Source organism: Nocardioides sp. WJ219 (genome assembly GCF_058559815.1).
Genome location: NZ_JBZUJV010000003.1, coordinates 543450 through 565223, shown reverse-complemented (window position 1 = coordinate 565223; position 21774 = coordinate 543450). Strand labels below are relative to the sequence as shown.

The following is a 21774-nucleotide window of genomic DNA, read 5'->3' as shown; positions in this document are numbered from 1 at the left end:
GTGTTGAAGTTGTCGTCTCGCCGTGCTGGATTTGTCGGGTCACGGCGGGCTGACGGCGGCGCCCCGGCCGGGGCGCTGCGCGTGGCGCCGACGGCCGTCGTACGGCGCCCGACCGTCACCTGGGCCCGGTCACCCGGGGGCCCGAGCACCACGCCGTCGACGCCACGCGCCGCGAGCACCCTGGCCAGGGCGCCGCCGTCAGGAACCCCGCCGCGACCCGACGTGCCGCGCTCCGCGCGGCGGGCTCCACGGCCTCACACCCGCGCCGCGCATCCCGGCCGAGGCGCCGCCGTCAGGAACCCCCGCCCGACGTGCCGGCCTGGGCCCGGCGGTCGAGGATCTCGCCCATGTGGGTCTCGGCCCAGTGCTTGAGCGGCTGGATGACGGTGTGGAGGTCCTGGCCGAGGTCGGTCAGCTCGTAGTCGACCCGGGGCGGGACGGATGCGGTGACGGTGCGGGTGACCAGGCCGTCCCGCTCGAGCTCGCGCAGGGACTGGGTGAGCATCTTCTGGCTGACCCCCGCGATCTGGGTGCGCAGCTCGCCGTGGCGCAGCGGACCGTCGTGCAGGGCGGTGATGACCAGCCCCACCCACTTGTTGCCGATCAGGTCGAAGAGGTGCCGTGACGGGCACTCGGCGAGGTAGGCGTCGAAGGCGAGCCTCGCCTCGTCGCGGCGCTGGGCCGCGGTCATCGTCGCCATGGGGTCCTCCCCGATCCGTAGGCACTTCCAGGTGCCTACTTACTTGTGGTTCCTAGGGAACCAATAGTGGTCACACCCATCCAGCCGCGTCAACCAGGAGGAACCATGCGCACCATCACCCAGCTCACCGTCGGCGGACCCGAGGTCCTCGAGGTGACCGAGACCGCGACCCCCACCCCCGGTCCCGGGGAGGTCCGCATCGCCACCCGCGCGATCGGCGTCAACCCCGTGGACGCCGCCGTCCGCGCCGGGGCGTTCCCCCTCCTCGGCGACGCACCCTTCACCGTCGGCTGGGACGTCGCCGGCGTCGTCGAGGAGCTCGGCGACGGCGTCACGGCGTTCGCCGTGGGCGACCGGGTCTTCGGCATGCCCCGCTACCCGGCCCAGGCCGCGACGTACGCCGAGCAGGTCGTCGCGCCCGTCGCCGACCTGGCTCGCACGCCCGATGCCCTCGACGACGAGCACGCTGCCGCCCTCCCGCTGGCCGGCCTCACCGCCCACCGGGCCCTCCTCGGCGCCGGGCCGATCGGGCCCGGCAGCCGGGTGCTCGTGCCGGCAGCCGGCGGCGGCGTCGGCCACCTGGCCGTCCAGATCGCCAAGGCGCTCGGCGCCGGCGTGGTCGCGACCGCCAGCCCGCGCAAGACCGAGTTCGTCCGCTCGCTCGGCGCCGACGAGGTCGTGGACTACACGACCAGCGACCTCACCGGGGTCGAGCCGGTCGACGTGGCCATCGACCCGTTCGGGGGTGAGCGAGGGGCCGCCACGCTGGCCGCCGTGCGCGACGGCGGGGTGCTGGCCGTGCTCCTCGGCGTCGACGACGCGACACAGGCGGCCGCCGACGCCCGCGGCGTCCGGGTGGAGCGCATCGACGTCCGCCCGGATCCCGCGGCGCTGAGCGCCCTGGTCGGGCTGGTCGAGCAGGGCCTGCTCGTGCCCCACGTGTCGGCCGTCTTCGACCTCGCCAAGGCCGCCGACGCGCACGCCGAGCTCACCACCGGCGTGCAGGGCAAGGTCGTGCTGGTGCCCTAGGGCGCTCCGGCTCAGGCGCCGCGCGCCTCGAGGGCGTCGGTGAGCAGGGCGACCAGGGCCTCGGTCTGGATGTCGGCGGAGGAGCCGACCTCCTCGTCGGACCCGTCGAGCGCGCGGGCGGCGAGGCCGGCCTTGCTGTCGATGAGCTCGGCGACCTTGGTGTCGACGGTCTGGGCGGCGATGATCCGCCACGCGGTGACCGGCTGGTCCTGGCCGATCCGGTGGACGCGGTCGATCGCCTGGGTCTGCTCGGCGTCGGTCCAGGACAGCTCGGCGAGGACGACGTTGGAGGCGACCTGCAGGTTGAGGCCGACGCCGGCGGCGGTCAACGAGCACACCGCGACCGCGACCTCGGGGTCGTTGACGAAGGCGTCGATGTTGGCCTGGCGGGTCTTGGGCGTCTGGTCGCCGCGCACCGAGGCCGACTTGATGCCGCGCTTGGCGAACAGCGCCTCGGCCTGGTCCATCACGTCGACGTGCTTGGCGAAGAAGACGACCTTGCCGACGTTGCGCGCCAGCTGGGCGGCGTAGTCGGCGGCGAGGCCGGCCTTGGCCTGGCCGATGCGGCGCATCATCGTGAAGACGTTGTCGCCGTTGGACGTGCCGGTCGAGGTGGTGTCCTCGCGCTCCCACGTCGCGACGCGGCGGACCAGGTCGTGGTCGATGCCCTCGGTGGTCACGCCGGTACGCCGGGTGGCCAGCGCCATGTCGTAGCGCTCGACCAGGCGTCGGGCGAGCTCGCGCTCGGCCTCGCGGATCGAGCGGCCGACCTCGCCCTCGAGCTCGACGGGCAGGTCGGCGATCCGACGTGCCGGGATGTCGGAGGCGACGTCGACCTTGCGGCGGCGGACGATGCCGAGGTCGATCACGGCCTGGCGGGCGGCGGGGTAGAACGGCGGGTCGATCGGCGTGAGCCCGGTGTCCTCGAGCCGCTCCATCAGGTCGGTGAGCGGCTTCTTCTCGTCGATCCAGCCGAGCAGCTGCCAGATGGCGCGGAAGTCATCGATGTCGTTGATCAGCGGGGTGCCGGTGAGCGCGGTCATCAACGGACGCGGCGTCCGGGCCCGGATCGAGTCGGCGAGCTGCAGCACGTGCTGGGAGCGCTGCGAGGACTTGTTCTTGATGAAGTGGGCCTCGTCGACGACCATCCCGCGGAACCCGTGGTTGCGCATCCAGCCGACGTGGCGGTCGAGGATCTCGTAGTTGACGATGACGATGTCGGCGTAGCCGTCGACGTCGTGCCCGTTGCCGTTGACGACGGTGGCGTGGCGGTGCGGCGTCCAGAGCCCAGCCTCGCGCGCCCAGTTGGTCTTGACGACGCTCGGGACGACCACCAGCAGCGGGAAGGCGTCGGCGGCCTGCGCGGCGAGCAGCGCCTGCGCGGTCTTGCCGAGGCCCGGCTCGTCGGCGAGCAGGAAGGTGCGGTGGCCCGCGGCGGCGGCCGCGACGACCTGCGCCTGGTGGTGCATCAGCTCCAGACCGGCCGGGGCCTTGACCGAGGAGTCCTCGGGCAGCGCCATGCACGACGACGCCCCGCCCGCGGCCCGCTCGAAGGACTCCAGCAGCGGCTCGATGAGCTCCCAGCCGGAGAGGTGGCGCGCCTGGTAGGGGCGGGCGACGCCGGAGAAGTCGGGGACCAGGAACGGGTTGGCGAGCTGGAAGGACAGCACCGACCGTGGCACGACCTGGCGGTCGGGGTCGTAGGTGACGTGGGCGACCGGCTCGCTCTGCACCTCGTCCTCGGGCACCTCGACACCCGCGGCCACCAGCATCTCGCGCTTGAGCTCGCGGGCGGCGTCGGAGACGGCGGCGTCCTCGGCGAGCAGCTGGAGCAGCGAGGTGTCGCGGGCGGTGGTCTTGGCGAGGATGGTGCCGATGCCGTCGAGGCGCTTGAGCATGTCGGCGCGCTGGCCCTCGGTGATCGTGCTGTCGACCTTGACCCGGGTGCGCTCCTCGCGGGCGAGCAGCGCGACCACCTGGAACTTGGTGCGGCTCGACGGCTTCACCTTGCCCCGCTGCGCGGCGCCCTCCACCTCGCGCACGGCGCGGGCGAGGATCGGGATGATCCCCTCGTTGTCGAGCTGGCGGCCACGTCGCTGGGTGCGGGTGCCGCCGTTCTGGCGCTGCCCTCCTCGAGCCAAGGACTCCTCCTCCGGAGCAGCGGCACCCTGGATCGGTCGAGCTGGGCGGGTACCGCGGTCTACGCCGGGACCGGGCGGCGGGCCGGTGTCGCGGGTGGTGGACGCGATGCGGGCCCGGGGCGGTGGTCGCCGACGGGGGTGCTGCCACGCGGCTGGTGACCGGTGTGGCGAGACGCCGGTCTGACCCCGGCGTGGGGCCAGCGTAGCGCGGCCCCGATGCTGTCACGGCATCCGGGCGGCGTCCGGGATTTCGGGGACGCGGTGGGTCGCGGTGAGGGCGGTGACCCTGGGACCGTTCACCCGGGCACTTCGGTCCTCACCTCACCGCTCCCCCGGCCCGCCCGGCTACGGGACGTCGGTCTCCACCTCGCGCGTCCAGGCACCCTTGACCGCGCGCCACTCCTCGTCGTCCATGCCGCGGCGCCAGTACGGCGAGCACGAGAGGTGCTGCCGGTCCACGACGCCGCGCTCCAGCAGCTGTCGGCGTACGGCGCGGGTGGCCACGGCCTCGCCGTGCACGAAGGCGCTCACGACGCCCTCGAGCGCGAGGTCGGCGACGGCGGCCGGGAGCAGGTCCTCGAGCGGGCGGTCGGCGCCGGCGCGGTGCACCCACACCACCGTGAGATCGCCGGGCGAGGTCAGCGGGACCTCGCCCGCGGGGTCCTCCACCTCGACCACCGCGACCACCGGCCGACCGGCCGGCACCGCCTCGGCCGACGCCGCGATCGCGGGCAGGGCGCTCTCGTCGCCGACCAGGAGGTAGGTGTCGGCGTCGGGGTGCGGGGTCCAGCCACCGGCGGGGCCACGCAGCTGCAGCCGGTCGCCGGGCACGGCGCGCTGGGCCCAGCGGCCGGCGCGGCCGACGTCGCCGTGCACCACGAAGTCGAGGGTGAGCTGCCGCCGCTCGACGTCCCAGCGACGCACGGTGTAGCGGCGCGGGTAGGGCCGCTGCTCGCGCGGCAGGTCGCGCACGGCGTCGTCGTCGAACGGCACGTCGTACGGCGCGTCGTCGGGGAGGAACTGTGCGTTGACGTAGGAGTCGCTGTCGGTGGGGGCCGCGAACCCGTCGAGCCCGGCGCCGCCGAGGACGACGCGGACGAGCTGGGGGGTCAGGACCTCGGTCGTGATGACCTCGCCGTACATGGGGTGTCCGATCTGTCGGGGACTGGTGGGGACGCTAGCGATGGGCCGACCAGGCGGCCCAGAGCCGGGCGTAGGGGCCGTCGCCGGCGGCGAGCTCGGCGGGCGGGCCGTCCTCGACGACCCGGCCGTGCTCGAGGACGACGACGCGGTCGGCCTCGGCGGCGGTGGTGAGGCGGTGGGCGACGAGGAGGGCGGTGCGGCCGCGCAGGGCCCGGCGCATGCCGGCCTCGAGCACCCGGGCGCCGGAGCTGCCGGCCTCGGCGGTGGCCTCGTCGAGCACCGCGACGTCGGCGTCGCGGAGCACCAGGCGGGCCAGCGCGAGCTGCTGGGCCTGGACCGGGCTGAGGGCGAGCCCGCCGCTGCCGACCCGGGTGGCCGGCCCCTCGGGCAGGGCGCGCACCCAGCCGAGCGCCCCGACCAGGTCGAGGGCGGCGACCAGGTCGTCGTCGGTGGCGTCGGGCCGCGCCAGGCGCAGGTCGTCGGCGACCGACCCGGCGAAGACGTGCACCTCCTGGCTGACCAGCGTCACGTGCTCGGCGAGCTCCGCGCGGCCGAGCGCGGCCACCGAGGACCCACCGATCTCGATGGTGCCGGCGCGCGGCTCGTGGATGCCGGCGACCAGCGCCGCCAGGGTCGTCTTGCCGGCCCCGCTCGACCCGACGACGGCGACGTGCTCGCCGGCGGCGACGTCGAGGTCGACGCCGTGCAGCACGTCGTCGCCGCCGGCGTAGGCGAACCGGACGCCGCGCACCCGCAGCACCGGCGCCGCCGGCGGTGGCGCGCCCTCGGGCTCGGGGTCGTCGATCATGGCCACGCCGGCGAGCCGCGCCAGCGACGCGGTGGCGCTCTGCACCTCGTCGAGGAGCACCAGGAGCAGGCTGATCGGGTCGAAGAGCCGCAGGAAGTACAGCGCCGCGGCGGTCGCCTCGCCGACGGTCGCCGACCCGTCGCCGACGAGCACCGCGCCGACCACCAGGACCGTGGCCGTGCCGACGAGCTCGCCCACGTGGATGCGGCAGAAGAACCAGGCGCTCTTGTCGACGGCGTCGAGGTGGGCGCGCCGCGCGGCCTCGGAGCGGACGGCGACCCGGTCGAGGTGCCGCGGGCCGAGCAGCAGCGCCTGCACCGTGCGCAGCCCGCCGAGGGTCTCGACGAGCTGCTGGGAGCGGACGCCCTCGGCGCGGCGGGCGGCGGCGTACAGCGGCGGGCTGACCCGCAGGTAGAGCCGGCCGGCCAGCGCCTGGAACGGCAGCGCCGCCAGTCCGGCCAGGGCGAAGCGCCAGTCGATCACCGCGAGACCGACCACCGTGAGCGCCACGGTGAGGGCGGAGAAGAGGAACTCGGGGAAGCCCTGGCGCAACGCATCGCTGACCCGGTCGACGTCGTCGCCGACGCGGCTGACCAGGTCGCCGGTGCCGCCCTGCTCGAGGCGTTCCTGGCGCAGCCCGAGCGCGCGGTCGAGCACCGTCTCGCGCAGCCGGGCGAGCGCGGCCTCGCCGACCCGGCTGAGCATCGCGCGGCCGAACGCCGCCAGCACGCCCTGTGCCACCACCGCCAGCCCGAGCACGACCAGCGGCCCGGTGAGCTCGCTGCTGGGGCCGCCGGCCTGGGCGATGTCGACCAGGCGACCGAGCGCCGGCGGGATCACCAGGCCGGCGACGGTGGTCGCCAGCAGCAGCGCCACCGCGACGACCGCACCGCGGCGGTCGGGACGGACGGCGACCGCGAGCTGCCGCCGGGCCTGGGCGGCCGTGGCGACGGGCAGCGCCTGGGTCTCGATCGTGCTCACGCCAGCACCGCGGCGGCGTACCGCTCGTCGTCGGCGAGCCCGGCGTGCGTGCCGGTGGCGACGACGCGGCCGTCGGCGACGAGCGCCACCCGGTCGGCGACGGCGAGGACGGCGGGGCTCGAGGTCACCACGAGCGTCGTACGCCGTCCGGCGCGGAGCGCGTGCAGGCCCGCGGCCACCTCGGCCTCGGTGACGGCGTCGAGCGCGGTGGTGGGGTCGTCGAGCACGAGCACGGGCGGGTCGGCGGCGAGGGCGCGGGCCAGGGAGAGCCGCTGGCGCTGGCCGCCGGACAGGGTGGTGCCGTGGTGGCGCGACCCGCCGTCGACCAGGGCGGCGGCGACGTCGTCGGCCCGCGCGGCGGCCAGCGCCGGGCCGGGCACGTCGCCGACGACGTCGGCCAGCGCCTCGGTGAAGAGCGCGGCCTCGTGGGGCACGACGACGACCGCGCGGTGCAGGTCGTCCAGCGCGAGGTCGTGGGTGGGCACGCCGCCGACCAGGACGGTCCCCGACACGGGGTCGTGGCGCCGGGCGAGCGCGTCGAGCAGCTCGCGGCGGGCCGAGAGGTCGTCGCACACCAGGCCGACCAGCTCGCCGGGGGCGAGATCGAGGTCGAGGCCGGCGAGGTGGTCACCGGTGAGGCCGGTGACCCGCAACCCGCCGCCGGTCGGGGCGGTCCCGCTGCGCGCGGCGGCGGCGTCGTCGACGGCGTACGGCGCGTCGAGCAGGTCGGCGATGCGCTGCGCCGAGGCACGCACGGTGGCGAATCCGGAGGCGGCCCAGGACAGCCGCGTCACGGGCCCGACCAGGAACTGCGCGAGGCCGACGCCGGCGACGAGCTCGCCGGCGGTGATCTGCCCCTCCACCGTGAGGTGGGCGCCGACGCCGGCGACCGCGACGAGCAGGAACCCGGCGATCACCAGGGTCACCCCGTCGAGGGCGGCCTGGGCGGTGCCGGCCCGGGTGCGGGCGTGCCGCGCGGCCTGGCTCGAGGCGCGGAAGCGGTCGGCGGCGTGCCGCTGGGCGCCCAGCCCGTGCAGCACCCGCAGGCCCTCGACGAGGTCGACGGCGAGGCCGGAGCTGTCGGCGGCGGCCTGCTGCTGGGCGGCGCTGCGCTCCTGGATCGGCCGTGAGAGCAGCGGCACGACGAACACCGCGACCGCGACGCAGCCCAGCGCCACCAGCCCCAGCGTCACCGAGGTCCAGAGCAGTGCGGCCGAGGCGACCAGCAGCGCCACGAGGCCGCTGACGCCGACCGCCGCCACCTCGACCGTCTGGCCCACCTTCTCGGCGTCGGAGCCGGCGATGCTCAGCGCCGACCCGGTCGACTGCGGCCTCGTCGTGCCGCGCGGGTCGAGCAGCCGGGCCACGATGCGCTGCCGCAGGTCGTGCTCGGCGCGGGTCGCGGCCCGGGCCCCGACGGGTCCCGCGCCGTTTCCGCACGCCGAGAGGACGACGTACACCCCGGCGAGGACGGCGACCCAGACCAGCACCTTGGACACCGAGCCCGGGACGATCGCGTTGTCGATCGCCAGCCCCACGATCACCGGGGTCGTGGCCTCGCAGACCTGGTGCACGCAGATCATCGCGGTGCACGCCGCGAGGCCACCGCGGGAGCGGCGGAACCCCAGGCGCACGACTGCGCCCGGACCCGTCCCCCTCACCGGGTAAGGGTAGCCTCACTCGATCTCGTGCCCGACGACGGCAACCTCTCGGCGCCCGGCGGCGTGTAGAAGGGTCGAGGAGGTCTCGATGACCAGGACCGGACCCGACGGGTTCAGCGACTGCGTGGCGACCGAGCTGCCGCGGGCGCGGCGCGCGGCGTACCTGATGTGCGGCGACTGGACCGAGGCCGACGACCTCGCCCAGCAGGCGATGGTCCGGCTGTACGGCGCCTGGGGGCGGCTCGAGCGCGACGGCTCGGTGCGGGCGTGGGTGGCCACCACGATCACCCGGCTGTGGCTCGACGAGCTGCGCCGTCGGCGACGGCGCCCGGTGCTGCTCGTGGCCGACGTACCGGAGCGAGCCCTGGCCGAGGAGCCCGGCAGCGAGCGCGAGCACCTCCTGGCGGTGCTCGCGACGCTGGCGCCGCGGCAGCGGGCCTGCCTGGTGCTGCGGTTCTGGGAGGACCTCAGCGTGCACGACACCGCCCGCGCCCTCGGCTGCTCCGAGGGGACCGTCAAGAGCCTCACCCACCACGGCGTCCGCGCGATGCGCGAGCGGATGGCCGCCGCCGAGATGCTGGAGGAGCGACCGTGACCGGTCACGACACCCACGACACGTACGACGACGTCCGAGCGGTCTTCGAGCGGCTCGTCGCCACCGGCCCGCACCACGGTGTCGACTGGGTCGACGGGGCCTCGACGGCCGCCCTCGAGGCCGCCGGTCGGCGCCGGGTGCGACGGCGTCGTACGACGGTGGGCGCGGCGGCTGCTGCCGTCGCCGGGATCGCCGCGACCCTCGCGATCGCCGGCCCCGGACTCCTCGGGTCCGCCGGCACCGACGAGCAGCCGGTCGCGCCGTCGACGACAGCGCCCACCGGCTTCCCGGTCCCCGACCTGCACCTCACCGACGCCGGCGAGCGGCGGATCGCCGGGGAGATGACCCGACGGCTCGAGGAGCTCTACCCCGGCCGCGACGTCACGTGGGAGCGGGTGTGGCCGCGGGACGCGCCGCAGGGCCCGACCGACCCGATCCCCGGCGAGGACTACAGCGACTGGCGGGCACCGACCGAGGTCAGCCCGCAGGCGTCGCTGCGCTTCGAGGTCGCCGGGCGGGGCTACCTCCACCTCGAGTCGTGGTGGACCCGCTCGCCCTACCTCAACGACTTCGCGTCGTGCTTCGGGTGGGCCGACTGCCTCGACCCGCGCACCACCTCCGACACCGGTCGGACGGTCAGCACCGGCAAGGAAGGGCCACAGGGGTCGGAGATGGTGGGCACGGCGCAGGTCGACCTCGACGACGTGACGGTCCGGGTCGTCGGCACCCTGCCCGTGCTCTACCGGTCCGAGCCGGCCGAGGCCCTCGCCTCGGGCGAGGCGCTGCGGGTGCAGGCCACCGACCTCGACCAGCCGTGGCCGCGCCACGACGTCGCGCCCGGGCCCGACGCCACGATGCGCGCCGACCTGGTCCGGCTGCGCACCCTCGCGGCCGGGTGGTCGGCCGATCTCGGGCTCGGCCCGTCGTCGGTGTTCCTGAACGGCGTCTTCGCCCCCACCCGTCAGCCGTGGACCGGCGGCACGGTGCAGCTGCCGATCCCCGGGGCCGGCGACGCCGAGGCCCGGCTCACCCTCGCCTTCTCCCGCGAGGCCGAGGAAGACCTGGACGAGGCCCTCGGCCTGGGCACGTGCACCACCGACGACGAGTCCTGCGAGGAGGTGCCGGTCGACGACGGCGTCGTCGTCCTCCGTCAGCCGGACGGCTTCGTGTCGGCCGCCTTCGTCCGCGACGACGGCGTCACCGCCTGGTGGACCTTCGACCGGGTGCCCGAGAGCTCCACCCCGGCCGACCTCGCCGCCTTCGTCGGCGACGTCGGCATCCCGGTCGAGCCGCGCTGACCCGACCCGGGCCGGCCGCGGCACCGCCGGTCGCCGAGTTCGGACGGCGCCGGTCCGGGTGCTACCGTTGCGCCTCGCGTCGTACGACCTCGTGGGACGCTCCGGGGCTGTGGCGCAGTTGGTAGCGCGTCTCGTTCGCAATGAGAAGGTCAGGGGTTCGAATCCCCTCAGCTCCACCGGAACCGCACAGCCCCTGACCAGCAGTGATGCGGTCAGGGGCTTCTTGTTGCCGGACCCGTCTCAGCGGGTTTGAGACCCAAGGTGAAACCCCAGTCGCGTTCGCCTACGCGTCGCCCTCGAGGCGATCGTCGCCCAGGAACCGACCCCGCTTGGACCACCATTGGCGCCAGGCCGTGATCACCTTGGGTGTCACCTCGAGCTCTGAGGCCAGCGCCGCGGCGTGGTGGCCGACCATGTCCTCGGCGGCGCGGTAGTCGGCCGGGTCGATCAGGAACGCCGCGGCGTACTCCCATGCGCGCTCCTCGACCGGCCGCGTGGAGCAGCGATCGCCGAACGCCTGGTGGCCGAGCTCGTGCGCGAGTCAGGAGATGGTCTGGCGACGGGTCAGGCGGTGGTCAAGGACCATCCGGTCCCCGTCGAGGTGGTGGTCACCGTGGCGGTCGCCGGGGAGCGAGTCCCACACGGCGTCGATGCCCAGGTCGGCGCGGTGCTGGAATGGTGCTTCAGCCTTTCCTGCCTCAACGCCGCGACATTGCCCGTGGCTCTCGGTCTTCTCCGCTGGCCGGCGCCACCCCATGTAGGTCGCCGCTACCAGAACCCGGACCTTGCCACGCGGTACCGACAACTAGCCGTCGTCCTCCGGCGCGCCCGGCACCTGCTGCTCAGAGTCGGTCTCGTTGGCGACCGCGGCAAGGTAGCCGATGACACGGCCCGCCTCGGCCTCGTCAGCGTCGACTGCGAGGTGCCGGGTGAGCTCCGCGAGCGCCATCGCAGACCCTCCCCCGGCGGCATGGGTGCCGGCGCGTGAGGCGGCCGCTGCCCTGGGTGTCGGCCTGCAGCACCTTCGATGGCTCTGTGCTAACTGAATGTGGTCCAGTATCGAGCGGCCTCGAAGCTTACCGCTGGTCGTCAACCGAACGTGCCGCTCACCGAGTTAGACAGGTTGAGACCCCGGGAGGGAGGTGGGTGGTGACCGTTGACGGGTTCAGCGAGTTCGTCGCGTCACGCGGCCCGGCGCTTTGGCGCAGCGCTTGGTTGTTGACTGGCGACGGCGCAACAGCCGAGGACCTCGTCCAAACAGCGCTGGTCAAGGCGTGGCCCCACTTCCAACGAGTCTCGGCAGGCGGGTCGTTCGAGGCCTACGTGAGGCGGGCCCTGTTCACGACGTACCTCTCCTGGCGTGGACGGCGTTGGACTGGTGAGGTGGCGGACCAGGTTCCTGACCAACCCCAGTCGGCTATCGATATCGACCTCTCGCTCGACTTGCGTCGAGCCCTCGGCACCCTCACGCCCCGCCAACGGGCCGTGATCACCCTGAGGTACTTCGAGGATCTGACCGAGCGGGAAACAGCCGATCTTCTTCGCTGCTCGGTCGGGTCCGTGAAAACCCATCACCACCGGGCGCTGGTCGGGCTCCGACGTACCGGCCTTCTCGACGCTGGCTTGAACCCACAGGAGTCCCTATGACACACGACTTGCCCGAACTCCTCGAACGAGGAATTCCTGAGCCCCCCGACCTCTCCACCATGTCGGAGAAAGTCGTGACTCTCAGTTGTAGGCGCCAGCGGCGCCGCCGGATCGGAATCGGTCTCACTGGGGTGGTGGCGCTCAGCGGCGTCATCCTGACGCCGGTCCTAGTCGACGCAGCCCGGGATGGCTCAGCGCGTGCACCGGTCGCAGCTGATAGCCCGACCGCGGCAGGCGTGACCCCCACCTCGCTGACCTGCCCCTCCAACGAGATGCTCGAAGCACCCGGCGGCTACAGGGCCGTCGTCCCGGACGGCTTCGCGACGCCGGAACTCGCTGTCGAGTCGTGGCTCGAGCGCAGCCCCTATGCGGGAAGTGACTACGCGGTGCAACCCGGCAAGCAAGGCGCTTTCGTATTGCGCCCGGATGGGACCGCCGTTGCCCTTCTCACATTCCTCGATTCCCCGGACTTCCTCGTAGATTCCGTCCTTTACTGCTCTGAATAGGACGCTCACCGGGAGGGTCGACGGCATCTACCGCCGCTGGGTCGACGGCGACTGCCTCACCGTCCAGGACTGGCTGCCGGCCGCGCTGATCCAGAAGGTCTGACCAACTTGGCGAGGTAGCCGGCCTCGATGCGTCCGACCCAGCGGCCGTCGCTCCGCTTGCTGATGCCGCCGGTGCCGTACTGGCGGCGAGCCTTCTTGGCCTGTGCCACGGCCGTCCCCTTCGTGCCTATGAACCCATCGTGAAACCCATGTGCAGCGTAGGTGGCACTACCGACATCTTGGGTCTGACCTGGTGTTGTGCGAGGTCACCGAGTCAATCAGCCTATCTGCGTCCCATTCGCAATGAGAAGGTCAGGAATTCGAATCCCCTCAGCTCCACCCCGATCCACCGGACCGCAGGTCGCCCCCGACCTGCGGTTTCGTCATTCCAGGGCGGATCCGCACTCGGGATCACGCCGGCGTCGTCCAGCTCCACCACCCCCCGCTCGCCCCCGGGCGCGCCGGGCCCTCACTCCCCCTACCTGGTCGGCACGTTCGGGAGTCGAGGTTCCCGAGCTGGTGGTCCTCAGGGGCTCGCGGGGTCGTCAGGACGGGGCGGGCTGGCGGCGCCGGTATCTCTCCGCCTTCGCTCGGTTTCCGCAGATCTCCATGCTGCACCACCGTCGGCGCCCGCTCTTGCTGGTGTCCAGGAACAACCAGCCGCAGTTGTGGCCGTCGCATTCTCGGATGCGGGAGCGACGGCGCTGGTCGGCGACCGTCTCGACAGCGTCCATGACGACCGGCCACAGCGGCGCGTCCGGACATGCTGACGAGTCCCACTCGAGCGCGAACGTGCCATCGCGGTGGGTGAGCCTTCGATGCTGGGAGGCTGCTCGGTAGCAGTGATCGAGGTACTCGGCGGAAGCGACGGCGTCGTCAGGTCCGCTGGGACGCAGGAGCTGATGGACATGGCCGCGGAGCTCGAGCGCCTCCCGCCACACTCGTTGCGTCGTTCGAGGCCGAGCGCCCACCTCGCGGAGCAGCTGTTCCGCCCGCTGGGGTTGAAGCACGCCGACCCAGCCGGCCCAGTTCACGAGTGCGTCGTAGGAGTGGAGGTACTCGGTGCGGACTGGTCCGTGACGCGGGTCGATGGTGTTGGCGAAGTCGAGGCTGAGCAAACCGCCCACGCGAGGCAGGTCGGCGAGTGCGTCCGATGGGACCGGTCCGCCGTCGATCGATCCCACGCTCTGACGGTACATGGAGCGAAGGGACCTTCGGACGCGCATGCGCGGGACGCGGATCGTTCGCTTCACCCTTCGGCCGGAGTCGCGGCGGTCTCCGGGTCGGGAGGTTCGCCGTGGCGTCGGTCGTCCAGGCTGGTCGCGAGACGGTCGATCATCTCGACGACGATCTCGGTGTGGGTGCCGAAGTTCAGCCTGGCGAAGTCACGGCTCTCCGGCCCGTAGTCCGTGCCCCGACCCAGTGCCACGCGCGCGTTCTCGAGGAAGAAGTCGGCGGGTTCTTGCGGGAGTCCGAGCCCCGAGCAGTCCAGCCACGCGAGGTAGCTCGCCTGGGGTGGCGTCCAGGTGACGGCGGGCAGCCGGTCGTGCAGCTGACGGACCAGCAGGTCCCGGTTCCGGGCGAGTGTGTCCAAGGTGCCGTCGAGCCAGTCGTCGCAGTCCGCGAAAGCGACCTCAGCGGCAAGCACGCCCAGCAGCCCGCTGCGCTCGCCCATGTAGGGGAGGTCCTTCATCCGCCTGCCGGCGCGCTCCGACGCGGTGACGATCAGCGCGGCCTTGAGGCCAGCGATGTTGAAGGCCTTGGAGGCTGACGTGACGGCCACCCCGTGTTCGCGTGCGTGGTCGGACACCTCGAGCCACGGCGTGTGGGTGCTCCCGGGGAGAACGAGGGGCGCGTGGATCTCGTCGGCGATGACCCAACCGTCGTAGCGAGCGACGAGGTCCGCCAGGGCGGCGAGCTCGTCGCGGTCAGCAACGCGCCCGGTGGGGTTGTGAGGGTTGGCCAGGAGGAAGACCCTCGTGCCCGCTCTGAAGTGGCGTTCCACCTCGTCGAGATCCACGACACCGGTGGTGCTCAGCGGCGCCCGTCGAGTACGGATGCCCGCGTCTGGCAGCTCGCGGCTGAAGGGCGGGTAGCAGGGCGACGCGAAGGAGACGGGAGCGCGGGTCGAGGCGAGCAGGCGGGCGACCTCGATGATTCCGACCATCACGTCCGGGACGAGGGTCAGCTGTCCGGGATCCACGTCCCAGTCCAACCGCCGCTTGGCGAACCCGGTGAACGAGGAACGCAGCTCGTTCGTTGCGGTGTGGGCGTACCCCAGGTCGTGGCGAGCCAGAGCTCGTCCCAGCGCTTCGGTGATGGCGGGTGCTACGGGGAAGTCCATCTCGGCGACGGTGGAGGCCACGACCCCGGGTTCGACGAGGTCCCACTTCTCACTCCGACGCTGGGTCAGCTGTTGCAGGGTTCGAGCCGCTTGGGCCGTCGAGTCCATCGCAATCTCCTGGCTGGTCGTTGACGGGCGCGTGGCACGGGCGACCTGAGGCGTGCGGCCAGCGCTCACTGGTCCGCAGTGGATTCGAGCCAGGAAGGTGGCGCGGGGTGGTCGAGGTCGAGGCGGGCATCACGGCGTAACTGTTGAAACCGTTTTCAACGGTTATAGGACCATAGGTGTCGAGAACAGAGGTGTCAACGGATCCCCAGTGGCTACGCGAGCACGCCGAGACGTCCACACCGGGGCCTGGAGAGACCTCGGCAAGGTCGGTGAGGGCGTCACCGCCTTCGCCGAGGGCGACCGAGATCCATGACCCCGAGGACCCGGACCGGGTCATCCCCGCGCTCCGAACGGTGCCTGTGGGGCGGACTCGGGTCTTGCGACGCGCCAGCCGAGCACCTCGCGCGAAGCAGGAGGACGACCGGCTTGCGGTGTCCCGCCGTTCGGTCGCCACTCCGGTAGGGCGTTGACCTCCTCCGGTGGTCAGTCGGCCTCACCCAGGCCGACGCGCATGCCTGCGACGACGAGCTGCGCACGGTCGGAGACCTGGAGCTTGCGCATCGCCCGGTTGACGTGGGTCTTGACCGTCAGGGAGGAGATGAAGAGGTGCTCGGCGATCTCGGAGTTGGACAGTCCACGTACGACCAGCACGACGATCTCCCGCTCGCGAGAGGTCAGCTCCGCCAGCCGACGTGCCTCCTCGTCGGAGCGGGCGACCCGCGTGCTCGCCCGCTCACCGGCCCGCGTCAGGTGATGGACCACTGCGTCGGTCGCGACGGCGGACAGGAAGGCTCGCCCCGAGGCCACCGATCGCACGGACTCGACGAGCTCGTCGCGGTCGGCCGACTTCCCGAGGAACCCGTTGGCACCGGCGTGCAGCGCCGTCAGCACGTTGTCGTCCTTGTCGAACGTCGTCAGCACCAGGATCGCCACGGTCGATCCCTCTGCCCGCAGGGCGCGAATCGTCTGGATGCCGTCCATCTCCGGCATCTGCAGGTCGAGCAGGATGAGGTCCGGGCTGAGCGCTCGGTTCATGGTCAGCGCGTGGCGCCCGTCGCTCGCCTCCCCCACGACGACGATCCCGTCGGTGAGCTCGAGCAGGCCCCTGATGCCCGAACGGATCATGGCCTGGTCGTCGACGAGGAGCACGTTGATGTCAGCCATGGTGGGTGTCCTGTACCTGGTTCGGCGCCGGGCTGGGTGTCCAGGGGACCTGAGCGCGGACCACGAACTCGTGCCCCTCGACGCCGGCGCGGAACGAGCCGCCGACGTCACGGACCCTCTCACCCATCCCCAGCAGCCCGTGACCTCCCCCGGTCGCGAGGGCGACGGCGGAGGGCTTGAAGGTGTTGCTCACCGCCACCGAGAGGTGCCCCTCGTCGGCGGTTGCCCCGAGACTCAGCGTCACGCGTCCGTCGCCGTAGCGGTGCGCGTTCGTGAGCGCTTCCTGGAGGACGCGGTAGACCACCGCGCGAGTCTGGTTCGCCAACCTCGGGAAGAGGTCGAGCCCCGTCGCGTCGATGTCGAGCCCGATCTCCTGGTAGCTCGCGGCGAGGTCGTGGAGCCGCTCGGGCTCCACCTCGTGGGGCAGGTCGGCCGTGTCCGGGTCACCGCGCAGCACCCCCAGCACCATCTGCAGCTCGGACAGGACGTCGCGCGCTGCGGTCTGGACGCTCTGCAGGGCCAGGTCTGCAGCGTCGGGCGAGCGTGACAGGCTCGCCCGGGCCAGGTTCGTCTGGACGTTCACGACCGCGATGTGGTGCGCGACGCTGTCGTGCAGGTCGCGAGCGATCCGCAACCTCTCCTCGGCGACGTGACGTGCTATCTCGACCCGGCGCCGTTCGGTCTCCTCGCGTCGCCGGCCGACCTCCGCGACGACGTAGCGGCGTTGGGCCTGGACCCACTGCCCGATGCCGACCATGGCGGCCGCGAGGGTCAGGATCCCCCACACGCCCCCGCTCACTCCGTCGTTGGACCACGGCATGTCCACGAGGACACCGATCCCGGCGAAGGCGAGCCCGGCCAGCACGGCGTCCAGGCGCTGGCGCTGCAGCGCGAAGAGGAAGAGCAGCCCGCCGGCCACGGCCCAGGTCCCGCCGGGAGCCGGGTCTCGGACCTCGAGGGCGACCAGCAGCGCGGCGACGGCCACGGCGAGCCAGCTGCGCCGGAGCGCCCACACCAGACCGAGGATGCCGAGGACGAGCACCCCGCCGAGGTAGACCCGGTTCTCGGTCTCGCTCAACCCGGAATCGACGAGACCGGCGACGAGGGCGATGGTGACGAGCGTCGTGGGGGCGGCGACCCAGGGGTCGGTGCTGCGCAGGTCCGAGATCCGTGACGCCTGGGACCGTGGGGCCGCCGATGGCTCGGACGATGGCTGCATCGGTAGACCGAGGCCTTCCTGGTTGTCGTGGGATCGAATGTACGCCGACCGGCGGCGAGCCCTCTCGGGACTCACCGCCAGCCGGGCGGGATGACGTCGACCCTTCGTGCTCGGCCCTCAGCCGACCGGCTGGGGCTCCTCCGCCACCGGGGCGTCGTCGAGGCTGCTGCCCTCCACGTCGAGGTTCGGGAGGACCCGGTTCATCCAGCGGGGGATCCACCAGGACGCCTCGCCCATGAGCTCGAGAACGGCGGGGACCAGGATCATCCGGACCACCAGCGCGTCGACCAGGACACCCACGGCCAGGGCGAGGCCGATCGAGGCCACCATCGAGTCGTGGCTGAAGGCGAACCCCGCGAACACCGCGGCCATGATCGTCGCGGCGGCGATGACGACCGGCGACGCGGACTTGAAGCCCTGGATCACTGCCTGCCGGGTGCTGAGGCCGCGCCGGTGGGCCTCGTGGATGCGGGAGACCAGGAACACCTGGTAGTCCATCGCGAGACCGAAGAGCACGCCGACCACGATGATCGGCACCAGCGAGGCGATGGGCCTCGACTCGTCCAGGCCGAGCAGCGAACCGCCCCAGCCCTCTTGGAAGACCGCCGTCGCGACTCCCAGTCCGGCAGCGAGCGACATCAGGAACCCGACGGTCGCCAGCACGGGGACCGCCACCGACCTGAACACCATGGCGAGCAGGATGAGCGAGAGCACCATCACGAGCGCGAGGTACAGGACCAGGCCCGAGGACAGCTGCTTGTTGACGTCGACGTCGACCGCGGTCTGGCCGGTCACCGAAGCCGTGGCGCCTGCGACGTCCTTCAGCTCCGTGCGGAGATCCTCGACGAGAGCACTGGTGCGCTCGTCCGTGGGGCCGTACGCCGAGCTGACGGCGACGAACGCGGTGGTTCCGCTCTCGGAGACCTGCACCGGGCTGATGTCCGCGACGTCGTCGACCGCGGTGATCGTGCCTGAGGCGGCCTCCGCGGCACCGACCGGGTCGGCACCCTCGAAGAGGACGATCAGCGGGTCCTGCTCACCGGCACCGAACTTGGCGCTGACGGTCTCGTACGCCGCGCGCTGCGAGCTCTTCGGGTCGGGCCCACCCGGCGGGTCCAGCTCGGTCGTCATGGACAGGGCCGGTGCGGCGAGGACGGCGATGAAGGCGGTGCCGAGGAGCACGGCCGAGACGGGTCGGCGCACGGTCAGGTTGACCCACCGCGACAGCACCGCCGCGGTCCGGCCCTCCGTGCGGGGGGCGGCCTCGACGGCGACGTCGACGGTGCCGTCGCGCTCCTTCTTCGGCAGGGCCTTGCGACCCATCGTCATCAGCATCGCGGGCACCGCCGTCAGGGAGATCAGCACGGCCACGACGACACCGAAGGCGGCACCGAGTCCCATCTCGGTGATGAACGGGATCCGGACCACCGCGAGCCCGGCCAGTGCGATGACCACGGTGGTGCCGGCCACCACGACCGACGAACCGGCGGTCCCGGTCGCGCGAGCCACCGCCGTCTTGATGTCGACCCCTGCTCTCAGCTCGTCGCGGAACCTGGACAGGATGAAGAGCGTGTAGTCGATCCCGACCGCCAGTCCGAGCATGACCGCCAGGACCAGGGTGGTCGACTGGATGCCGCTGCCGATCGAGGAGAACCCGAGGACGCCCAGCACACCGACGGCGACGCCGACGAGTGCCATGAGCATGTTGGCGCCGGCTGCGACCAGGGACCCGAAGGTGATGAGGAGGACGACGAACGCGATGAGCGCCCCGATGGCCTCGGTGATGCTGAGGATCTGGGGCGGCCCGTCGTCGAGGGCCCCTCCGACCTCGATGGTGAACCCGGCCCCGGTGAGGTCAGCGGCGGCGGCACGCAGGTCCTTCTCGACCTCGACCTGGTCGACCTCGGCCCCGTCGACCTCCAACGCCACGGACAGGGTCGAGACGGCCACGGCGCCGTCCTCCGAGACGAACGGCTGTTGTTCGTCGAAGGGGCTGGCGGCGTCCACCACTGCCGGCACGTCCTTCGCCCGCTCGACGAGGTCGTCGACCATCGCCACCGACTCCGGCGTGGTGACCGAGGATCCCTCGGCCGCCTCGACGACGATCAGCAGCTCCCCCTCGTCGGGGTCCGCCCGCTCGGGGAACTCGTCCTGCATCGTCGCGAGCGCTGTCGTCGACTCTGCGCCCGCGATGGAGAACGCCGAGTCGGAGAACTTGGCTCCGCTGAGGGTCAGGACCACGAAGACGCCGGTGAGCAGGACCCAGGCGACTGCGACCACCCCGCGGTGGCCGGCGCTGAACGCCCCCACTCGGGACAAGAACTTGGACATGGTGTTGCTCCTTCACGATGTGAGTCCGCGGCGCGAACCCCGTTGTCAGCACTCTGGTTTCGCCGCGGCGTTCCGTCCTCGTGCCGGTGCAGTAACCCGGGTACCGCGGTCGCGGTAGGTCCCGCGGACCGTGGAGTACGGCGGGCCGACGGTCGCGTCCACGACGCGGGCGACCCGACCCGTCCCACACCGCGTCCGCGAGCGCGGCTCACCCGGAGTCGGCGGTTCGTGCTCGACCCGTCAGCGCGACGGCCGTGCGGTGCTCGCCGACGGCGGTGACGAGCCGGCCAGCCCCAGCACCATCGTCAGGGCGAGCACGACGCCGCTGCCGATCAGCACGCCGCCCAGGACGTCGGCCGGGTAGTGGCGACCCATGAGGACACGGTCGGCGGCCACGAGGGCGACCAGAGCCGAGCCGCTCGCACCGACGGCAGCGGTGATCGCCCGCCGGACGGGGCTCCCGGCGGCACACGTCCACGCCACCACCACCAGGACCCCGACCAGCGCGGTGACCGAGGACGCGTGCCCCGAGGGGAACGCGAAGCTGTCCAAGGTGCCTTCGCCCACCTGCCAGGCCGGCCGGTCGCGGGCGACCAGGCGCTTCAGGCCGGTCGTGGCGTACGTCGTCCCCCAGGTCGCAGCCAGGGCCAGCACCGCGAGCCGGGGGGCCCGACACAGCAGCAGGACCGCGGCCAGCACCGCTGCGCAGCGTCGCGTCGCGGAGCCGTCGAAGGTCCTCTCGACGAGGTGGAGGACGGGCCCCACGCCCTGCGCACCAGCCCATCCGGTGAGGTGTCGGCCGGACTGGTCGAGTCCCGTGGTCCAGCCGTTCGCCACGGCCGCCGTCAGCAGGAGGAGGCTCGCGACGACGAGGACCGCGGCGTGCACCACGCGTCGTCCGGGTCGCCGGGTGGTGGACCCCAGGCACGCCGTGCCGGGCGCCGTCTGCTCGGCGGCGGAACCCGGCGCTCCCCCGACCCGGTGGCCGTGCCTCCTGGTGGGCTCGTACAGCTCGATCATGTGGGACCCCTCGGACGCTGGTGACGGTGGTTGTCCACACCGTCCCGTCGGGTGCGGGTCGCGTCGTCGTCGCTTCGCAGTCCCGCGTCTACTCCTCCCGCGGTACGTGCAGGATGCGGTCGGGCGTCACCCGTACCGGGCTCAGGCGTCGGAGGAGCACCGTCGACGAGCAGGGAGGCAGGCCTGGCTCGTCGTCACGGCGCCGACGGGCTACGTCGTGCCGGCGCCACCAGCAGTCGGCGGCGGCGTGCTCTCACGACGAGCAGGCCGAGGACCGCTGCCAGGAGTGCGATCAACAGCGGCGGGTTGACCAGAGCGCTGCTCACCACGGCTCCGGCGCCCACCCATGCGGCGGACCACAGGAGCGATCCGACCAAGGACGCCACCGCGAACCGGCGGTAGGGCATCTGGGAGGCTCCGGCCACGCCAGACATCAGCGTTCGGACCACGGGGACCAGACGGGTGCTGATCAACGCCCATGCACCGCGGCGGCGGACGGTGTCCAGGGCGCGGTCCCAGTGGTGCCGGCCCAACCTCCGGACGATCCGGGACCGTCCGAGCCGCGCGCCGTACCGGCGCCCGAGCAGGTAGTTGAGGTGGTCGCCGAGGCTGGCCCCCAGGGCGACCGCGACGATGAGGACCCAGCTCTGCCCCGGCGTGAGGCTGGCCGCCAGCCCAGTGATGGCCACCTCGCCGGGCAGGACGAGTCCGACCCCGGGGAGGGCCTCGGCGAACGCGATGACCGCCCCGAGGAGGACGTGGACCAGGCTGCTCACGAGACGGGCCCACCTGGTGCGGGAGCGCGCTCGACGTGCTCGTGGACCGTCGCAGCTGATCTCGCAGGGAGGAGCACGAACACCCCGGTCGGCACGGCCCGGGTGACCGCCACGACCCCTCGGTGGCCGGGACCGGATGGCCCGGCCCTGGACGACAACGTGGACATGGCACTCCCTCGACGACGTAGGTCCGCGGCGCGAGACCCGACGTCACCACCATCGGCCGCACCCCCGCCCGCCGTCATCGTGCTGGAGGAGCAA

Annotated in this window: 19 protein-coding genes and 1 tRNA gene; 7 read left to right on the top strand and 13 right to left on the bottom strand. The window is 72.7% G+C overall.

Features of this window, described 5'->3' with window-relative positions:
• Window positions 1-292 precede the first annotated feature (292 nt).
• The gene (locus AC4MBH_RS10535; protein ID WP_491794809.1) at window positions 293-700 is read right to left on the bottom strand and encodes a winged helix-turn-helix transcriptional regulator; all 408 of its coding nucleotides are present in this window, start codon (window positions 698-700) and stop codon (window positions 293-295) included.
• Between the two features lie 105 nt (window positions 701-805).
• Here AC4MBH_RS10535 and AC4MBH_RS10530 point away from each other — a divergent pair, with 105 nt between their 5' ends.
• Complete coding sequence (locus AC4MBH_RS10530; protein WP_491794808.1) at window positions 806-1729, top strand: NADP-dependent oxidoreductase; 924 nt, start codon at window positions 806-808, stop codon at window positions 1727-1729.
• A gap of 11 nt (window positions 1730-1740) precedes the next feature.
• On the opposite strand, the gene AC4MBH_RS10525 is transcribed toward AC4MBH_RS10530, so the two are convergent.
• The 4 genes from AC4MBH_RS10525 to AC4MBH_RS10510 form a co-directional block, all read right to left on the bottom strand.
• A complete protein-coding gene (locus AC4MBH_RS10525) occupies window positions 1741-3870 on the bottom strand; it encodes a DEAD/DEAH box helicase (protein ID WP_491794807.1) in 2130 nt (709 codons plus the stop codon).
• 345 nt (window positions 3871-4215) lie between these two features.
• Entirely contained in the window at window positions 4216-5013 is a 798-nt protein-coding gene (locus AC4MBH_RS10520) for a siderophore-interacting protein (RefSeq protein WP_491794806.1), read from the bottom strand.
• A gap of 34 nt (window positions 5014-5047) precedes the next feature.
• Window positions 5048-6802: an ABC transporter ATP-binding protein gene (locus tag AC4MBH_RS10515; RefSeq protein ID WP_491794805.1), complete on the bottom strand. Its 1755-nt coding sequence runs from the start codon at window positions 6800-6802 to the stop codon at window positions 5048-5050.
• Window positions 6799-8463, bottom strand: a complete 1665-nt coding sequence (locus AC4MBH_RS10510; protein WP_491794804.1) for an ABC transporter ATP-binding protein — start codon at window positions 8461-8463, stop codon at window positions 6799-6801. The genes AC4MBH_RS10515 and AC4MBH_RS10510 overlap by 4 nt, the downstream gene beginning before the upstream one ends.
• An 88-nt stretch (window positions 8464-8551) precedes the next feature.
• Here AC4MBH_RS10510 and AC4MBH_RS10505 point away from each other — a divergent pair, with 88 nt between their 5' ends.
• The 6 genes from AC4MBH_RS10505 (at window position 8552) to AC4MBH_RS10480 (ending at window position 12509) form a co-directional block, all read left to right on the top strand.
• Window positions 8552-9058, top strand: a complete 507-nt coding sequence (locus AC4MBH_RS10505) for an RNA polymerase sigma factor (protein ID WP_491794803.1) — start codon at window positions 8552-8554, stop codon at window positions 9056-9058.
• On the top strand, window positions 9055-10356 hold the full coding sequence (locus AC4MBH_RS10500; RefSeq protein ID WP_491794802.1) for a hypothetical protein: 1302 nt from the start codon (window positions 9055-9057) through the stop codon (window positions 10354-10356). Before AC4MBH_RS10505 ends, AC4MBH_RS10500 begins: the two co-directional genes overlap by 4 nt.
• Before the next feature lie 103 nt (window positions 10357-10459).
• Window positions 10460-10532, top strand: a tRNA-Ala gene (locus AC4MBH_RS10495).
• Window positions 10533-10756: 224 nt separating this feature from the next.
• Window positions 10757-11344, top strand: coding sequence for a hypothetical protein (locus AC4MBH_RS10490; RefSeq protein WP_491794801.1), 588 nt, complete (start codon window positions 10757-10759; stop codon window positions 11342-11344).
• Between the two features lie 161 nt (window positions 11345-11505).
• On the top strand, window positions 11506-12003 hold the full coding sequence (locus AC4MBH_RS10485; RefSeq protein ID WP_491794800.1) for a SigE family RNA polymerase sigma factor: 498 nt from the start codon (window positions 11506-11508) through the stop codon (window positions 12001-12003).
• Window positions 12000-12509 (top strand): hypothetical protein, encoded by a 510-nt coding sequence (locus AC4MBH_RS10480; RefSeq protein WP_491794799.1) that lies wholly within the window; start codon window positions 12000-12002, stop codon window positions 12507-12509. The genes AC4MBH_RS10485 and AC4MBH_RS10480 overlap by 4 nt, the downstream gene beginning before the upstream one ends.
• A 56-nt stretch (window positions 12510-12565) precedes the next feature.
• On the opposite strand, the gene AC4MBH_RS10475 is transcribed toward AC4MBH_RS10480, so the two are convergent.
• The 8 genes from AC4MBH_RS10475 to AC4MBH_RS10440 form a co-directional block, all read right to left on the bottom strand.
• On the bottom strand, window positions 12566-12721 hold the full coding sequence (locus AC4MBH_RS10475; RefSeq protein ID WP_491794798.1) for a hypothetical protein: 156 nt from the start codon (window positions 12719-12721) through the stop codon (window positions 12566-12568).
• A 375-nt stretch (window positions 12722-13096) separates the two neighbouring features.
• Window positions 13097-13735 carry a CGNR zinc finger domain-containing protein gene (locus AC4MBH_RS10470; RefSeq protein WP_491794797.1) on the bottom strand — a complete coding sequence of 213 codons (639 nt, stop codon included), beginning with the start codon at window positions 13733-13735 and terminating at the stop codon, window positions 13097-13099.
• A 65-nt stretch (window positions 13736-13800) separates the two neighbouring features.
• The gene (locus tag AC4MBH_RS10465; RefSeq protein ID WP_491794796.1) at window positions 13801-15003 is read right to left on the bottom strand and encodes a MalY/PatB family protein; all 1203 of its coding nucleotides are present in this window, start codon (window positions 15001-15003) and stop codon (window positions 13801-13803) included.
• Window positions 15004-15486: 483 nt separating this feature from the next.
• Entirely contained in the window at window positions 15487-16167 is a 681-nt protein-coding gene (locus AC4MBH_RS10460) for a response regulator (protein ID WP_491794795.1), read from the bottom strand.
• Window positions 16160-17386: a sensor histidine kinase gene (locus tag AC4MBH_RS10455; protein WP_491794794.1), complete on the bottom strand. Its 1227-nt coding sequence runs from the start codon at window positions 17384-17386 to the stop codon at window positions 16160-16162. The genes AC4MBH_RS10460 and AC4MBH_RS10455 overlap by 8 nt, the downstream gene beginning before the upstream one ends.
• A 117-nt stretch (window positions 17387-17503) precedes the next feature.
• Window positions 17504-19717: an MMPL family transporter gene (locus tag AC4MBH_RS10450; RefSeq protein WP_491794793.1), complete on the bottom strand. Its 2214-nt coding sequence runs from the start codon at window positions 19715-19717 to the stop codon at window positions 17504-17506.
• Window positions 19718-19957: 240 nt separating this feature from the next.
• Complete coding sequence (locus AC4MBH_RS10445) at window positions 19958-20737, bottom strand: phosphatase PAP2 family protein (RefSeq protein ID WP_491794792.1); 780 nt, start codon at window positions 20735-20737, stop codon at window positions 19958-19960.
• A 194-nt stretch (window positions 20738-20931) separates the two neighbouring features.
• Window positions 20932-21513, bottom strand: a complete 582-nt coding sequence (locus tag AC4MBH_RS10440; RefSeq protein ID WP_491794791.1) for a DedA family protein — start codon at window positions 21511-21513, stop codon at window positions 20932-20934.
• Window positions 21514-21774 lie beyond the last annotated feature (261 nt).

Bases quoted from the DNA above. Each gene is read 5' to 3' on its own strand.
- AC4MBH_RS10535 (WP_491794809.1), bottom strand. From the start codon at position 700: ATGGCGACGATGACCGCGGCCCAGCGCCGCGACGAGGCGAGGCTCGCC.
- AC4MBH_RS10530 (WP_491794808.1), top strand. From the start codon at position 806: ATGCGCACCATCACCCAGCTCACCGTCGGCGGACCCGAGGTCCTCGAG.
- AC4MBH_RS10520 (WP_491794806.1), bottom strand. From the start codon at position 5,013: ATGTACGGCGAGGTCATCACGACCGAGGTCCTGACCCCCCAGCTCGTC.
- AC4MBH_RS10505 (WP_491794803.1), top strand. From the start codon at position 8,552: ATGACCAGGACCGGACCCGACGGGTTCAGCGACTGCGTGGCGACCGAG.
- AC4MBH_RS10480 (WP_491794799.1), top strand. From the start codon at position 12,000: ATGACACACGACTTGCCCGAACTCCTCGAACGAGGAATTCCTGAGCCC.
- AC4MBH_RS10465 (WP_491794796.1), bottom strand. From the start codon at position 15,003: ATGGACTCGACGGCCCAAGCGGCTCGAACCCTGCAACAGCTGACCCAG.
- AC4MBH_RS10460 (WP_491794795.1), bottom strand. From the start codon at position 16,167: ATGGCTGACATCAACGTGCTCCTCGTCGACGACCAGGCCATGATCCGT.
- AC4MBH_RS10455 (WP_491794794.1), bottom strand. From the start codon at position 17,386: ATGCAGCCATCGTCCGAGCCATCGGCGGCCCCACGGTCCCAGGCGTCA.
- AC4MBH_RS10450 (WP_491794793.1), bottom strand. From the start codon at position 19,717: ATGTCCAAGTTCTTGTCCCGAGTGGGGGCGTTCAGCGCCGGCCACCGC.
- AC4MBH_RS10445 (WP_491794792.1), bottom strand. From the start codon at position 20,737: ATGATCGAGCTGTACGAGCCCACCAGGAGGCACGGCCACCGGGTCGGG.